General features: G+C 61.5%; 14 protein-coding genes. 8 read left to right on the top strand and 6 right to left on the bottom strand.

The features are described from left to right. Positions 1-5 precede the first annotated feature (5 nt). Positions 6-890: an MBL fold metallo-hydrolase gene (locus tag KHO49_RS23115; protein WP_102880719.1), complete on the bottom strand. Its 885-nt coding sequence runs from the start codon at positions 888-890 to the stop codon at positions 6-8. A 114-nt stretch (positions 891-1,004) separates the two neighbouring features. Here KHO49_RS23115 and KHO49_RS23120 point away from each other — a divergent pair, with 114 nt between their 5' ends. Together KHO49_RS23120 and KHO49_RS23125 are read left to right on the top strand one after the other, a co-directional pair. Then, the gene (locus KHO49_RS23120; protein ID WP_123394074.1) at positions 1,005-1,910 is read left to right on the top strand and encodes a LysR family transcriptional regulator; all 906 of its coding nucleotides are present in this window, start codon (positions 1,005-1,007) and stop codon (positions 1,908-1,910) included. 125 nt (positions 1,911-2,035) lie between these two features. Then, positions 2,036-2,212 (top strand): hypothetical protein, encoded by a 177-nt coding sequence (locus KHO49_RS23125; protein WP_162884084.1) that lies wholly within the window; start codon positions 2,036-2,038, stop codon positions 2,210-2,212. Here the strand turns inward: KHO49_RS23125 and KHO49_RS23130 are convergent. Then, on the bottom strand, positions 2,205-3,119 hold the full coding sequence (locus KHO49_RS23130) for a helix-turn-helix domain-containing protein (protein ID WP_102880721.1): 915 nt from the start codon (positions 3,117-3,119) through the stop codon (positions 2,205-2,207). The two genes, KHO49_RS23125 and KHO49_RS23130, sit on opposite strands and share 8 nt — an antisense overlap. Positions 3,120-3,523: 404 nt before the next feature. Here KHO49_RS23130 and KHO49_RS23135 point away from each other — a divergent pair, with 404 nt between their 5' ends. After that, positions 3,524-5,041 carry an MDR family MFS transporter gene (locus KHO49_RS23135; protein ID WP_102880722.1) on the top strand — a complete coding sequence of 506 codons (1,518 nt, stop codon included), beginning with the start codon at positions 3,524-3,526 and terminating at the stop codon, positions 5,039-5,041. 32 nt (positions 5,042-5,073) lie between these two features. Here the strand turns inward: KHO49_RS23135 and KHO49_RS23140 are convergent, their stop codons facing one another. The 4 genes from KHO49_RS23140 to KHO49_RS23155 form a co-directional block, all read right to left on the bottom strand. Then, the gene (locus tag KHO49_RS23140) at positions 5,074-5,922 is read right to left on the bottom strand and encodes a cache domain-containing protein (protein WP_102860511.1); all 849 of its coding nucleotides are present in this window, start codon (positions 5,920-5,922) and stop codon (positions 5,074-5,076) included. A gap of 121 nt (positions 5,923-6,043) precedes the next feature. Beyond that, entirely contained in the window at positions 6,044-6,880 is an 837-nt protein-coding gene (locus KHO49_RS23145) for an ATPase (protein ID WP_213665868.1), read from the bottom strand. A 106-nt stretch (positions 6,881-6,986) separates the two neighbouring features. After that, positions 6,987-7,979: an NAD-dependent epimerase/dehydratase family protein gene (locus KHO49_RS23150; RefSeq protein ID WP_102880724.1), complete on the bottom strand. Its 993-nt coding sequence runs from the start codon at positions 7,977-7,979 to the stop codon at positions 6,987-6,989. Between the two features lie 97 nt (positions 7,980-8,076). Beyond that, positions 8,077-8,976, bottom strand: a complete 900-nt coding sequence (locus KHO49_RS23155) for a LysR family transcriptional regulator ArgP (protein ID WP_110594895.1) — start codon at positions 8,974-8,976, stop codon at positions 8,077-8,079. Between the two features lie 110 nt (positions 8,977-9,086). Here KHO49_RS23155 and KHO49_RS23160 point away from each other — a divergent pair, with 110 nt between their 5' ends. From KHO49_RS23160 to KHO49_RS23180, 5 genes are all read left to right on the top strand, one after another. Further along, positions 9,087-9,491, top strand: coding sequence for an ACT domain-containing protein (locus KHO49_RS23160; RefSeq protein WP_213665869.1), 405 nt, complete (start codon positions 9,087-9,089; stop codon positions 9,489-9,491). Positions 9,492-9,493: 2 nt separating this feature from the next. After that, positions 9,494-10,096 (top strand): LysE/ArgO family amino acid transporter, encoded by a 603-nt coding sequence (locus KHO49_RS23165; RefSeq protein WP_102880727.1) that lies wholly within the window; start codon positions 9,494-9,496, stop codon positions 10,094-10,096. A 176-nt stretch (positions 10,097-10,272) separates the two neighbouring features. Then, positions 10,273-10,869: a superoxide dismutase gene (locus KHO49_RS23170; protein WP_011063080.1), complete on the top strand. Its 597-nt coding sequence runs from the start codon at positions 10,273-10,275 to the stop codon at positions 10,867-10,869. Positions 10,870-11,172: 303 nt separating this feature from the next. Continuing rightward, positions 11,173-13,224, top strand: a complete 2,052-nt coding sequence (locus tag KHO49_RS23175) for a putative bifunctional diguanylate cyclase/phosphodiesterase (RefSeq protein WP_110594897.1) — start codon at positions 11,173-11,175, stop codon at positions 13,222-13,224. 163 nt (positions 13,225-13,387) lie between these two features. After that, entirely contained in the window at positions 13,388-14,728 is a 1,341-nt protein-coding gene (locus tag KHO49_RS23180) for an imelysin family protein (RefSeq protein ID WP_213665870.1), read from the top strand. Positions 14,729-14,753 lie beyond the last annotated feature (25 nt).

Genomic DNA, 14,753 nt, shown 5'->3' on the forward strand with positions numbered 1-14,753 from the left:
CGGTTTCACCACTTCATTTCGCCCTTGGCAACCTTGGCGCTCAGTTCCAGGGAACTGTCTTCGCCCAGGTCCGGGTAACGCTTTTTCATGGCCGCGATCAGCGCAGCAGAGTCCTTGGCCTTGGCCGTCTCTTCATCGAAGGCCTTGATGTAGTCCGCGGTGAAGTGCACCGGGGCCAGGGAGCGTGCGCTGTCGCCGAGGAAGTGCCCGGGAATCACGGTCTTGGGGTTCAGGCCCTCAATGGTCTTCAGGGTGCTCAGCCAGTCCTGGTGGGACTGCGGGGTCTGGGTATCGGCCATCCATACGTGGATGTTTTCCGCGACCACCACACCACCGACTACCGCCTTGATCGACGGAATCCAGACAAAGCTGCGATCCGGTTGCTTGCCGTCCAGGCCGATGACTTCGAGCTTCTGCCCTTCCAGGGTCAGGCTGTGGCCCTTGAGTACGCCGGGCACGATGGTCTTGGCCGGAACGTCAGCGCCCATTTTCGGGCCCCAGAACGCCAGCTTGCCATCCACCGTGGCCTTGATGTGATCCACCGTAGGCTGTGAGGCAACAACCTTGGCATCAGGGAAAGCCTTGGTCAGGGTGTCGAGGCCGAAGTAGTAATCCGGATCACCGTGGCTGATGTAGATGGTGGTCAAGTGCTTGCCACTGGCACGGATCTTTTCCACCAGTTGCTGGGCCTGGGATTTGCCGAACTGGGCATCCACCAGGATCGCGTCCTTCTTGCCGCTGACCAGTACCGAGGTCACCGGGAAGATGGCATTGGCCCCCGGGTTGTAGACATCCAGCTTCAGGCTGGGCTCGGCGGCTGCGGCATGGGCGGCAAAACCCAGGGTGGCGGTGGCCAGCAGCAGGCGTTTAAGAGAGGTGAATCCGATCATGAGGGCAGCTCCAGCATCTGTTGGCTTGGTGAGAAGTGGACAAAGCTTAGTTGCCAGACTCGTTACAAAAAATGCGATGCTTGAACATAGTTTGTTTCTGAAAGCGGGCAAATCATGGATCGTCTCCAAGCAATGCGGGTCTTTGTCACCGTTGTGGACCTGGGCAGCCAGTCGGCCGCCGCCGACCACCTGGACCTTTCACGGCCAGTGGTTTCACGTTATCTGGCGGAGCTGGAGGATTGGGTCGGCGCCCGGTTGATGCACCGCACCACGCGCAAGCTCAGCCTGACCGCGGCCGGCGGCGAGATCCTGCCCCGCTGCCGGCAGATGCTGGAACTGTCCAACGATATGCAGGCTGCGGTGGGCGAGCCTGATGATGCGCCCCGCGGGCTGCTGCGCATCAGCGTCAGCACCTCGTTCGGCCAGTCACAACTGGCGGAGGCGGTGGCCGACTACGTCAAGCGTTATCCCGGTGTGAGCATCGATCTGCAGATGCTCGACCGCACGGTGAACCTGGTGGATGAGCGTATCGACTTGGCGATCCGCACCAGCAACGACCTGGACCCGAACCTGATCGCCCGACGCCTGACCGTCTGTCGCTCGGTGATCTGCGCCTCACCGATCTACCTCCAGGAGCACCCGGCGCCACAACGGGTGGAGGACTTGAGCCAGCACAACTGCTTGACCCACTCCTACTTCGGCAAAAGCCTGTGGCATTTCGAACAGGACGGCGAGCAAGTGTCGGTGCCGGTGCAGGGCAATATCAGCGCCAACGAAGCCAGTACCCTGCTGCGCACCACAGTGGCCGGCGCCGGCATCGCCATGCTGCCCAGCTACCAGGCCGGGGAGTACATCAAGCGGGGAGAACTGGTGCGCCTGCTGACCCATGCCGAACCCCGCAAGATGAACATGTACGCGGTCTACGCCTCGCGCAAGCACATGCCGGCGACCTTGCGCAGCATGCTGGATTTCCTGGTGCTCAGGTTTCCCCAGGAACCGCTCTGGGATGTGGGGCTGTAGACACGATCCAGCGGTTCAATACCTCGCCAAACAGGCTGGGCAGCAGCCTGGCAAGCCCCCGCAACTGACCTATGCTGATATCAGTGCCCCTGAAAACACGGGGTATTGGTTCAGAGGTCGTTGCCATGAACGTCAAGACAAGAAGGTACCTGGCCATCTTCATGACCTGCACCATGACCCTGGCGCTATACGGTACCGCCGCTTATCGCGTCGAGCAGGCCCGCATGCAACAGCGCAACTACGCCAGTTGCAACCTGGAACGCTGCATTCCCCACAACGCCACCTTGAACGCCCTCAGGTGAGCGGCAACGCCCCAGGTTCCCCCGCCTGATCGGCCTTGAGCCGGTCGCGGAACACCTTGGGCGAAATCCCCTCGCGGCGTCGGAACAGCCGGGTGAAATTGGTGGGATCGGAAAAGCCCAGGTCATCGGAAATCTCGTAGATGGTCATCCCGGTGTAGGTCAGCAGGCGCTTGGCCTCCAGCAGTTGACGCTCGTGCATGATCTGCAGCGCCGGTTGCCCGGCCAGCTCGCGGCAGGTGCCGTTGAGGTGCGATACGGAGATGCCTAGCTTGTGAGCCAGGTCCTCGACCTTCACATGCTCGCGGTAATGGGCCTCCACCAACTGGATAAAACCGTTGAAATACTCCCGGGCCCGCTGAGGACGCTGACTGGAACTGCTGCGCTGCAGTGCCTGGCGACCAATCCAGACCACAATCATGCTCACCAAGGCGTGCATGAGCATTTCCCGAGCCGGCTGCTGCCCTTGATACTCATTCTGCAAGGCACTGAACAAACCGTTCAGGTACTGCGCATCCTCCCGGGCCGGGTAGCTGCAAGACGTAGCCAGGGTATTTTCCGAACGCCCCAACTGAGCTTGCAAATGGCTCAACAGCGGCGCCGCCAGAGTCACGACATAACCTTCGACATCCTCGGAAAATCGAAAGCCATGGACCGATAACGGCGGCAACACCTGGATCATCGGTTCATCCAACAAGGTCCGCTGGCCTTCGACCTCCAGTTCGGCCTGCCCTCGGAAGACAAACAGCAATTGGCCGAGATCGGCATGCCGATGGGGTTTTATTTCCCACTGGTGCTCACGGCTGCGTTGACTGATGGACTCGCAATGGAGCAGATCCGGGGTGGGCCACTCCAGGCTTTCGCCATAGAGTTTGAACACGGGAATGGCAGCAAGGGCAGGCTTGTTCATCACTACAGTCCAGGCCTCAGAGTAACGGGGGGGGGGAGAATTGCACCGCTGAAAAAAAGCTCAGGTAACCGCCAGGTTTCATCGGCCCATTGACGGGTTCAGCCAGGAAAAACGCAAGCACCGGCAACACAAATAAACATTCGTACAGCCAGGATTCAGGAAGCCGGCACCGAGCGCACACTATACAGAATGCGTCCCATTACACATCAACACCAAGTGCCACAAAGCTTTTCGAGAGCGGTGAATCCAAGGCGCTTTGGCACAACCTCCCCCCTTGGAAACCTTCATGAAAAAACGCCGTACTCTTCCTTGTAGCGCTATCCGATAGCACCCTATCGAGTACACTGACGCCCATTCCCGCCAGCCTTGCCGCTACGGATCAATCACTGCCCGCAGGTTTTTTCGTGACTCACCTCCAACAGCCTGGCCCACCCAAACCGGCCATCCGCAGCGTGCTGATCGCTCTGATGCTGGCGATCTTTCTCGGCGCTCTGGACCAGACCATCGTCGCGGTCTCCATGCCGGCCATTTCCGCTCAGTTCAAGGATGTCAGCCTGCTGGCCTGGGTCATCTCCGGCTACATGGTGGCGATGACCGTGGCAGTGCCGATCTACGGCAAGCTCGGCGATCTGTATGGCCGGCGTCGGCTGATGCTGTTCGGCATGGGATTGTTCACCCTGGCCTCGCTGTTCTGCGGCCTGGCCCAGAACATGGAACAACTGGTGCTGGCGCGGATCTTTCAGGGCATCGGCGCCGGCGGCATGATCTCGGTGAGCCAGGCCATCATCGGCGACATAGTCCCGCCCAGGGAGCGCGGCCGCTATCAGGGCTACTTCAGCAGCATGTACGCGGTGGCCAGTGTCGCCGGCCCGGTGCTGGGCGGCTACATGACCGAGTTTCTGTCGTGGCGCTGGGTGTTCCTGATCAACCTGCCCCTGGGACTGGGTGCCTGGTGGGTGGCCCACCGTACCCTGGTAGGGCTGCCGGTGCCCCAGCGCAAACCGATCATCGACTACCTCGGCACTGTGTTGCTGATCATCGGCCTGAGCGCCCTGCTGCTGGGCATCACCCAAGTGGGCCAGGGCCACTCCTGGCGCAGCGCCGAAGTGCTCGACCTGCTGGCCATCGGCTGCATCGTCCTGGCTCTGTTCGTCTGGCATGAGCGCCGGGCTAGGGAACCCCTGCTGCCGATGCACCTGTTTGCCAACCGCAATGCGCTGCTGTGCTGGTGCACGATTTTCTTCACCAGTTTCCAGGCCATCTCGCTGATCGTGCTGATGCCCCTGCGTTTCCAAAGCATCACCGGGGCCGGGGCCGACAGTGCCGCCCTGCACTTGCTGCCCTTGGCCATGGGCCTGCCCATGGGCGCCTATTGCGCCGGACGCCTGACCTCGGTGACCGGACGCTACAAGCCGATGATCCTGGGCGGCGCGCTATTGATGCCGGTGTCGATTCTCGGCATGGCCCTGGTGCCGCCCCAGGAGGTCCTGCTGAGCAGCCTGTTCATGTTGCTCTGCGGGATCGCCGGCGGCATGCAGTTCCCTACCTCCCTGGTGGGCACCCAGAACTCGGTGGAGCAACGGGATATCGGTGTCGCCACCAGCACCACCAACCTGTTTCGCGCCCTGGGCGGCGCGGTGGGAGTGGCGCTGATGTCGGCCTTGCTGTTGGCCTTGTTGCAGGATTCCAGCCTGGCGCATCTGAGTGGCACAGGGCTGATGAACGAGGGGCACTCCGGCAATGCCTTGCTGCAAGGCCTGGACGCCGCGCCTGGACCCGCCCGCGACGCATTGCGCAACGAGTTGCTGCTGACCTTCCGACATCTGCTGCTGGTCAGTGCCGCAGTCTCCCTACTGGGGCTGGCGGCGGCGATTGCCATGCCCAATCGCCTGCTACGGGGCCGTGAAGACAAGGCGCATTGATCCTGATGCTGGCAGGGGCCAGCGTTCAGGACTCAGGGGCTGTAGTAACCCACGGCAACCAGCAGCTTCCCGACCTTGCGCAAGTAGGCATGCTTGTCCTCGACCTTGCCCGTCACCGGGTTCTTCCAGCGGTACTCGTATTCCCCCTGATCCTGGCCTGCCATCAGCGCCAGGATCGGCTCCCCCACCGGCTTGCCCTCTGGGTCCTTGATCTTGCCAAAATCGGTATTGAGCAGGCGCAGGTTGGTGCCATGGGCCAGATAGCGGTGGCTGTCGAGGTCCACCACGAACACATACAGATCGTCTTCGAGAAACCCGCCACGCAAGTCATTGATGGCTTTGAGCGTACCCGGCTGATCGCCGCCCAAGGCCGTGGCCGCTCGATCCAGCAGCGCCTTGGCCTGTTCGGCCGAGGCCCGAGGCAGGTAATACCCCACCGCCAGGATGCGTTCGCCGATACGCTGGAAGTACACATGCTTGCGTTCGATCTTGCCGTCGGCCCAGTTCTGCCAGCGGTATTCGGCTTGCTGGATGCCATTGGCCTCGGGAATCTTCAGGGCGTCCTTGAACGCCTTGCGCAGATCCGGTCCCAGGACTTCGGAAACATCTCGGCCAATCAGTGCCGACGAAGGACCGCCACTGGCCAGCATCACGCCCCGGGTGTCCACCACGAACACATAACGATCGCGATCGACAAACTCACCCTGGCGGCTGAAGGCCGCAAACGCCTTGTCACCCTGGTCGTGGTAATAGCGCAGGGCTTTTTCCAGCAGCGCCCGGGCCGCCACACCGTCATCGGCCGCCGGTACCGCCGCATGCAACGACCCCATGCACAGCAATAACAACCATCCCAGCCAGGTATTTTTCTGCAACAGCCTCATCGCTCGCTCCTCGTTCCTGATGGCGTTTGAAGAGCGTAGACGGCTGCGCAATATGGGTGAACATTCAGCACACTTTGGCCGAACAGCCCCCCCACGCCGTGCGCGGGGAGGGCCTGACTACTCAAGGACGGGTATTGATCTGCTGCTGCAGGTTCTGGATCTGGCTTTGCAGGGTATTGATGTTGCGGGTGACCTGGCCACGGAACGCATCGAACTCGGCGGTGCTGGCTCCGCTCTGGGCAGCGGGACGATTGTCCTGCTCACTCTTGAGTACCACCAGCTCCTGCTCCAGTCGCTCGATGGCAGCGCTCGGGTTGCCCTGTTTCTTCAATGCGGCAAGGTCGGCATTCAAACTCTTGAGCTGGCTATCGAGCTTGCCGGCGTCCGCCTGGACGCCTTTGAGGCTCGCCAGTTCAGCGCTCAAGGCTTTCACCTGGGCCTGCAACTGCACGTTGGCCGCCTGCTGCTCGGCAGTCTGGGCTGTCATCTGCGCCAGGCGCTTGTCCAGGTCAGTCGCCTGCCCGGCCACGCCCTGCTGTTGTCGGCTCTGATCCTGCAGCCGGCTTTCCAACTGTTTGATCTGCAGCTTCAAGGCTTCGCTGTCAGTGGTGACATTGGTCTGACTGGCCACTACCTTGCCGGAGATGTCCTGCAGACGGCCGGCGGCCTCCTCGCTGATCCTGGCGAAGCTTTCCTGGGTCGCCACCAGTTGCTGCTCCATCAGCGAAATCTGCTGGAAGCTCCACCAGGCAAGACCGATGAAGGCAAAGAACAACGCCCCCACCAATGCCCACAATGGACCGGTACTGGGCCCCTTGGCCTTGGCCACCGGAGCGCTGCGCGAATGCACGGTGGTGCGCTCACGGGCAGCGCTGGTGGTAGGAAAGATATCGTCATCGAGGGGATCGGCGCGCAGACTTGGAACGTCATCGAAGTCATCGTGTGCATCGTTACGCATGGGGCAACCTTTGTGAACCGCGGTGATGGCTGAATGCGGCGAGTATAAACCGCTAATTCACCCGGCCAATGGACCGGCCCGGGCAAACCGGGTTCAGTCTTTGATTTCAGCTTATGTCCTGAGCCTTCCACCAACTGCAGAACTCATCCAGAGCGGCCCACAAGCTGACCTTGGGCTCATAGCCGAGGTAATGCCGGGCCCGGCTGATATCCAGGGTGAAGTCCTTGTTCATGACCTGCATCCCCAAGCGCGACAAGGTCGGTTCAGGACGGCCGGGCCAGAGCTTGCAGAACCCCTCGTTGAGCGCCGCCACGCTATAGGCCAGGCCAAAAGAGCGATAGCGGGTGACTTGCGGCACCTGCATCTGGCGCATCACATAGTTGACCACGTCCCACAGCGGCACCGGTGCACCGTTGCTGATGTTGTAGACCTTGCCCAGGGCCGAACCACTGGCGTGCAGGCTGCTGAACAGGGCCTCGTTGAGGTTGTGCACACTGGTGAAGTCGACCTTGTTCAGGCCGTTGCCGACAATGGCCAGGCGACCTTTGCGCTGCATCTTCAACAACCGCGGGAAGATGCTCATGTCGCCGGCACCGGTGACAAAACGCGGCCGCAACGCAATGACCTCCAGCCCGAACTCCTGGGCACCGAAAACCTTCTGCTCGGCCAGGTACTTGGTGGCTGCGTAGGGGTGCTTGAAACGCTTGGGCACTTGCTCTTCGGTCAGCCCCAGGTGATCTCGGCCATCGAAATAGATCGACGGCGAGGACAGGTGCACCAGGCGCTGGACCCGTTGCTTGAGGCAGGCTTCGACCACATTCTCAGTGACCAGCACGTTGCCCTGATGGAAATCCTGATAACGGCCCCACAAGCCCACCGCACCGGCGCAGTGCACCACGGTATCGACATCGCGACAGAGTTCGCGCACCAGGCCGGCATCGTTCAAATCGCCCTGGACGAACTCGGCGCCACGGCGCACCAGATGATCCACCGCTTCGGCGCGACGGCCGTTGACCCGGACCTCCAGGCCCTGCTCAAGGGCAAAACGAGCAAAGCGCCCGCCGATGAAGCCGCTTGCGCCGGTAACCAGAATTTTCATGAATATTCCTAAACAAAGCAGTGACGAGCTACGAACTACAAGCCGCGCATTGAAAATCGAAGCGCAAGCTGTGCACTCGCAGCTTGTCGCTTGACGCTTATGGCTGCTCCCAAGGCACCAGCCATTGTGCAGATAAACGTGCCAGGTGCTCGGTCAACAAGCCCAGCAATTGTCCGCCGTTGCGCCAATGATGCCAGTACAGCGGCACATCGATGGGTTTATCCGGCAAAAGCTCCACCAGCAAGCCTCGCTGCAGTTGCTCGCGAACCTGCAGTTCGGGCACCAGTCCCCAACCCAGGCCGGCTTCGGCAAGACGGATGAAGCCCTCGGAAGACGGGCATAAATGATGCTCGAAACCGCCATCGACACCCAGGGACGCCAAGTAGCGATGCTGCAGGAAATCGTCAGGGCCGAACACCAACGCCGGGGTCCGAGCCAACTGCTCGGCGCGCACGCCCTGGGGAAAATGCCGGGCGATGAACGCCGGGCTGGCCAGGGCGCGGTAACGCATGGCCCCCAGCAGCAGGCTGCGGGCCCCGGCCACCGGACGCTCGCTGGCGCAGACACACGCTGCCACTTCGCCGGCGCGCATGCGCTTGAGGCCCACCGTCTGGTCCTCCACCACCAGGTCCAGAAGCAAGTGATGTTCGGCGCAAAAGTCAGCCACCGCTTCGGCCCACCAGGTCGCCAGGCTGTCGGCGTTGAGGGCGATGCGCAGGCGTTCCGGCAAGCCTTCTTCGTCCAGGGCCGGCACCAGGCTTTGCAGGTCCCGCTCCAGAAGGCGTACCTGCTGCACATGGTTGAGCAGGCGGCGACCGATTTCCGTGGGCGAAGGTGGCGTCACCCGCACCAGCACCGGCTGTCCGACCCGGGCCTCCAGTAGCTTGATGCGCTGGGAAATTGCCGACTGCGACAATCCCAGCACCTGGGCCGCCCGTTCGAATCCTGCCTGTTCGATCACCGCGGCCAGGGCGGAGAGCAACTTGTAGTCGAACATCAGTTTTCCTAATGAGTGATCAGCACTATTGGTTTTTCTTATACCGCCTGGAGCGAGAAAATAGCCAGCGTAAAACCCCTGCAATGCTTCTTCGCTCAAGGATTTTGTTCATGGCTGGTGAAACCTCCCTCGCTACCCTGCTGCGCAGCATGAGCCCGCAGCTCAACGACGGCGAGTACGTATTCTGCTGCATCGCTGACCGCAGCCTGCTGCAGGACTGCGAAGTGCTGGGCAGCTTTCGCGAACGCGAGGGACTGACGGTTATCCTCCCGCGCCAACAGGCCGAGCGCCTGGGCCTGGCCTTCGATTACGTGGCGGCCTGGATCACCCTCAACGTGCATTCGGCCCTTGAAGCCGTGGGCCTGACAGCGGCCTTCGCTGGCGCCCTGGGCCAGGCCGGGATCAGTTGCAACGTGATCGCCGGCTTCTACCACGATCACTTGTTTGTCGGTCAGGCGGATGCCCAGCGAGCCATGCAGGTTCTGCAAAAACTGGCCGCCGGCGAGGAGCAGTAATCATGTGGCAAAGCTATGTAAACGGTCTCTTGGTGGCCGCCGGCCTGATCATGGCCATCGGCACGCAAAACGCCTTCGTCCTGGCTCAGAGCCTGCGCCGTGAACACCACTTGCCGGTGGCGGCACTGTGCGTGACTTGCGATGCCCTGTTGGTGGCGGCCGGGGTGTTCGGCCTGGCCACCGTCCTGACCCAGAGCCCGATGCTGCTGGCCGTGGCGCGCTGGGGCGGCGCGGCGTTCCTGATCTGGTACGGCGCCCAGGCCCTGCGCCGGGCCTGCTCGAAACAAAGCCTGCAACAGGGCGAAGGCCAGACCGTGCGTTCGCTGCGGGCTGTCATGCTCAGTGCCCTGGCGGTCACCCTGCTCAACCCCCACGTCTACCTGGATACGGTGTTGCTGATCGGTTCACTGGGGGCGCAACAAACCGAGCCCGGCGCTTACGTGGTGGGGGCCGCCAGCGCTTCGTTGCTGTGGTTCTTCACCCTGGCCCTGGGCGCCGCCTGGCTGGCTCCGTGGCTGGCTCGCCCCAGTACCTGGAGGATTCTCGACCTGCTGGTGGCGGTGATGATGTTCAGCGTGGCGTTCCAGCTGATCAGCGCTGCGTGACTTATTCCAAAAGGCTCTGGAACCTCTATCCCACACAGTTGTTGCGTGGTTAAGCCGCCCCCCCGGTGCTATGATCCGAACCCTGCGCCGCAAAGAGTACAAACTCCCCGGCGCTTGTCTGGCCGCCCGTGATCGGCCTTGCGCTCACCGCAACTGACCTGATTAGGAGAATCATCATGGCTTTCGAATTGCCGCCGCTGCCCTATGCACACGACGCCCTGCAGCCGCACATTTCCAAGGAAACCCTGGAATACCACCACGACAAGCACCACAACACCTATGTCGTGAACCTGAACAACCTGGTGCCAGGCACCGAGTTCGAAGGCAAGACTCTGGAAGAGATCGTCAAAACCTCTTCGGGCGGCATCTTCAACAACGCAGCCCAGGTCTGGAACCACACTTTCTACTGGAACTGCCTGGCGCCAAACGCCGGCGGCCAACCTACTGGCGCTCTGGCCGAGGCCATCAACGCAGCCTTCGGTTCGTTCGACAAGTTCAAAGAAGAATTCACCAAGACTTCCGTTGGCACCTTCGGTTCCGGCTGGGGCTGGCTGGTGAAGAAGGCTGACGGTTCCCTGGCCCTGGCCAGCACCATCGGCGCCGGCAACCCGCTGACCAGCGGCGACACTCCGCTGCTGACCTGCGACGTCTGGGAACACGCCTACTACATCGACTACCGCAACGTTCGTCCTAAATACGTCGAAGCGTTCTGGAACCTGGTCAACTGGAAATTCGTGGCTGAGCAGTTCGAAGGCAAGAACTTCGTCGCTTAAGTCCGTTTGCAGTGCAAAAAACCCGGCCTGGCCGGGTTTTTTTTGCCTCTGACAAAGCCGGCATCTTGTCCCGCCCAGCCGAGACGCTAAGATTCATCTGATGTAAAAATCAACGCCGCCCCTCAAGTTGCAAGGCGTCGCTACCGACACACTATCCACAGCAAGAGCAATCCTGAATCTGATCACCCGGGCCTGGCCCGCAGACGTCCTGTTCTCGGCCTTAATGTCACTTTGACGGCCAACACGGGATTGCCAATACTCATGGCAACTTGACGCTACGCGCACGGAACAAGGAATAGCCCTTTGAAGCTGGAACTCAAAAACAGCTTGTCGGTGAAGTTGCTCCGGGTTGTGCTGCTGTCGGCACTCATAGTGGGCGTAGTCCTGAGCTGTGCCCAGATCGTCTTCGATGCCTACAAGACTCGGCAGGCGGTAGCTAACGACGCCCAGCGCATTCTCGACATGTTTCGCGACCCATCGACACAGGCGGTCTACAGCCTGGACCGGGAAATGGGCATGCAAGTCATTGAAGGCCTGTTCCAGGATGATGCGGTGCGCATGGCCTCCATTGGCCACCCCAATGAAACCATGCTCGCGGAAAAATCCCGCGAGCTGCAGCATTCTTCCAGTCGCTGGCTCACTGATCTGATTCTTGGCCAGGAACGCACCTTCACCACCCAGTTGGTGGGCCGCGGCCCCTACAGCGAGTATTACGGCGACCTGAGCATCACTCTCGACACCGCTACCTACGGCCAGGGCTTCATCATCAGCTCGGTGATCATCTTCATCTCCGGCGTCCTGCGCGCCCTGGCCATGGGCCTGGTGCTGTACCTGGTCTATCACTGGTTGCTGACCAAACCGCTGTCGCGAATCATCGAGCACCTGACTACCATCAATCCCGACCGCCCCAGCGAACACCAGTTGCCACTGCTCAAGGGGCACGAAAAAAACGAACTGGGAATCTGGATCATCACCGCCAACCAGTTGCTGGCCTCCATCGAGCGCAACACCCACTTGCGCCACGAAGCGGAAAACAGCCTGCTGCGCATGGCCCAGTACGACTTCCTGACCGGCCTGCCGAACCGTCAGCAACTGCAGCAGCAACTGGACAAGATCCTGGTGGACGCCGGACGCCTGCAACGCCGGGTGGCAGTACTGTGTGTCGGCCTGGATGACTTCAAGGGCATCAACGAACAGTTCAGCTACCAGACCGGCGACCAACTGCTGCTGGCCCTGGCCGATCGCCTGCGCGGCCACAGTGGCCGCCTCGGCGCCCTGGCTCGCCTGGGTGGCGATCAGTTCGCCCTGGTCCAGGCCGATATCGAACAACCCTATGAAGCCGCAGAACTGGCACAAAGCATCCTCGACGACCTGGAGGCCACCTTCGCCCTCGATCATCAGGAAATACGCCTGCGCGCCACCATTGGCATCACCCTGTTCCCGGAAGACGGCGACAGCACGGAAAAACTCCTGCAAAAAGCCGAACAGACCATGACCCTGGCCAAGAGCCGGTCACGCAATCGCTATCAGTTCTATATCGCCAGCGTCGACAGCGAAATGCGCCGGCGCCGGGAACTGGAGAAGGACCTGCGTGAAGGCCTGACCCGGGAGCAGTTCTTCCTCGTCTATCAGCCACAGATCAGCTATCGCGACCACCGGGTGGTAGGGGTCGAGGCGCTGATTCGCTGGCAACACCCGGAACACGGCCTGGTGCCGCCGGACCTGTTCATTCCCCTGGCGGAGCAGAACGGCACCATCATCGCCATCGGCGAATGGGTCCTGGATCAGGCCTGCCGCCAACTGCGCGAATGGCACGACATGGGCTTCAGCGACCTGCGTATGGCGGTCAACCTGTCCACGGTGCAACTGCACCACGCCGAACTGCCACGGGTGGTCAACAACCTGCTGCAGATCTACCGCCTGCCACCGCGCAGCCTGGAACTGGAAGTCACCGAAACCGGCCTGATGGAAGACATCAGCACCGCCGCCCAGCACCTGCTGAGCCTGCGACGCTCCGGAGCGCTGATCGCCATCGACGATTTCGGCACCGGTTATTCGTCCCTGAGTTACCTGAAAAGCCTGCCCCTGGACAAGATCAAGATCGACAAGAGCTTCGTCCAGGATCTGCTGGATGACGACGACGATGCGACCATCGTGCGCGCCATCATCCAGCTGGGTAAAAGCCTGGGCATGCAGGTGATCGCCGAGGGCGTGGAAACGGCCGAACAGGAGGCTTACATCATCTCCGAAGGCTGCCATGAAGGTCAGGGCTATCACTACAGCAAACCCCTGCCGGCGCGGGAGTTGAGCGCCTACCTGAAACAGGCGCAGCGCAGCAACGCGGTGATCCTCTGACCTAAACAGAGCACTGGCCGGCTTGACCTGGCGCAGTCCCCTTCTGAATAAGAAATATTTACAAGCGCGACTCTTTACACATAATGCAAATCTTTCGCATTATGTTGCAGTTTTGCGCGCCCCCAGCGCCGTCCACTCCCCCTCTCGAAGCAGGATGTTCGCCATGATTCGTATGCCTCTGGCTACCGCCAGTCTGTTGGCCATCGCTATTTCCCTCGCCGGCTGCGGCGAAGGCAAAGACGACAAGGCTGCCGCTCAAGCGCCGACCCCGGCCGCCAGCACTGCCACCCCAGCCACTGACGCTGCCGGCAAGGTCGACGAAGCCGCAGCCAAGGCTGTAGTCGCGCATTACGCCGACATGGTATTCGCCGTTTACAGCGACTCCGAATCCACCGCGAAAACCCTGCAAACCGCCATCGATGCCTTCCTCGCCAAGCCCAACGACGACACCCTGAAAGCCGCCAAGGCTGCCTGGGTTGCCGCTCGCGTGCCTTATCTGCAGAGCGAAGTGTTCCGCTTCGGCAACACCATCATCGATGACTGGGAAGGTCAGGTGAACGCCTGGCCACTGGACGAAGGCCTGATCGACTACGTCGACAAGAGCTACGAGCACGCACTGGGCAACCCGGGCGCCACCGCCAACATCATCGCCAACACCCAGATCCAGGTCGGCGAAGACAAGGTCGACGTGAAAGACATCACCCCGCAAACCCTCGCCAGCCTGAACGAGCTGGGCGGTGCCGAGGCCAACGTCGCCACCGGCTACCACGCCATCGAATTCCTGCTCTGGGGCCAGGACCTGAACGGCACCGGCCCTGGCGCCGGCGCCCGCCCTGCTTCCGACTACCTGGAAGGTGCCGGTGCCACCGGCGGCCACAACGAGCGTCGTCGCGCCTACCTGAAGGCCGTGACCCAACTGCTGGTCAACGACCTGGAAGAAATGGTCGGCAACTGGAAGCCGGATGTGGCCGACAACTACCGCGCCACCCTGGAAGCCGAACCGGCCGAGACTGGCCTGCGCAAGATGCTGTTCGGCATGGGCAGCCTGTCCCTGGGCGAACTGGCGGGCGAGCGGATGAAGGTATCCCTGGAAGCCAACTCCCCTGAAGATGAGCAGGATTGCTTCAGCGACAACACCCACAACTCGCACTTTTACGATGCCAAGGGCATCCGCAACGTCTACCTGGGCGAGTACACCCGTGTCGACGGCAGCAAGATGACCGGCGCCAGTCTGTCGTCCCTGGTGGCCAAGGCCGACCCGGCAGCCGACGCCGCCCTGAAAGCCGACCTGGCCGCCACCGAAGCCAAGATCCAGGTCATGGTCGACCACGCCAACAAGGGTGAGCACTACGACCAACTGATCGCGGCGGGCAACGAGTCCGGCAACCAGATCGTGCGCGACGCCATCGCCGCCCTGGTCAAGCAGACCGGTTCGATCGAACAGGCTGCGGGCAAGCTGGGCATCAGCGACCTGAACCCGGATAACGCCGATCACGAGTTCTGATCAGCGCGGCTTCAGCCAAAAGGCG

Source organism: Pseudomonas sp. RC4D1, assembly GCF_018390395.1.
GTDB lineage: Bacteria > Pseudomonadota > Gammaproteobacteria > Pseudomonadales > Pseudomonadaceae > Aquipseudomonas > Aquipseudomonas danubii.

Excerpts from the sequence above, each read along its gene's own strand:
- KHO49_RS23115 (WP_102880719.1), bottom strand. The coding sequence starts at position 890 with ATGATCGGATTCACCTCTCTTAAACGCCTGCTGCTGGCCACCGCCACC.
- KHO49_RS23120 (WP_123394074.1), top strand. The coding sequence starts at position 1,005 with ATGGATCGTCTCCAAGCAATGCGGGTCTTTGTCACCGTTGTGGACCTG.
- KHO49_RS23125 (WP_162884084.1), top strand. The coding sequence starts at position 2,036 with ATGAACGTCAAGACAAGAAGGTACCTGGCCATCTTCATGACCTGCACC.
- KHO49_RS23130 (WP_102880721.1), bottom strand. The coding sequence starts at position 3,119 with ATGAACAAGCCTGCCCTTGCTGCCATTCCCGTGTTCAAACTCTATGGC.
- KHO49_RS23140 (WP_102860511.1), bottom strand. The coding sequence starts at position 5,922 with ATGAGGCTGTTGCAGAAAAATACCTGGCTGGGATGGTTGTTATTGCTG.
- KHO49_RS23145 (WP_213665868.1), bottom strand. The coding sequence starts at position 6,880 with ATGCGTAACGATGCACACGATGACTTCGATGACGTTCCAAGTCTGCGC.
- KHO49_RS23150 (WP_102880724.1), bottom strand. The coding sequence starts at position 7,979 with ATGAAAATTCTGGTTACCGGCGCAAGCGGCTTCATCGGCGGGCGCTTT.
- KHO49_RS23155 (WP_110594895.1), bottom strand. The coding sequence starts at position 8,976 with ATGTTCGACTACAAGTTGCTCTCCGCCCTGGCCGCGGTGATCGAACAG.
- KHO49_RS23160 (WP_213665869.1), top strand. The coding sequence starts at position 9,087 with ATGGCTGGTGAAACCTCCCTCGCTACCCTGCTGCGCAGCATGAGCCCG.
- KHO49_RS23165 (WP_102880727.1), top strand. The coding sequence starts at position 9,494 with ATGTGGCAAAGCTATGTAAACGGTCTCTTGGTGGCCGCCGGCCTGATC.
- KHO49_RS23170 (WP_011063080.1), top strand. The coding sequence starts at position 10,273 with ATGGCTTTCGAATTGCCGCCGCTGCCCTATGCACACGACGCCCTGCAG.
- KHO49_RS23180 (WP_213665870.1), top strand. The coding sequence starts at position 13,388 with ATGATTCGTATGCCTCTGGCTACCGCCAGTCTGTTGGCCATCGCTATT.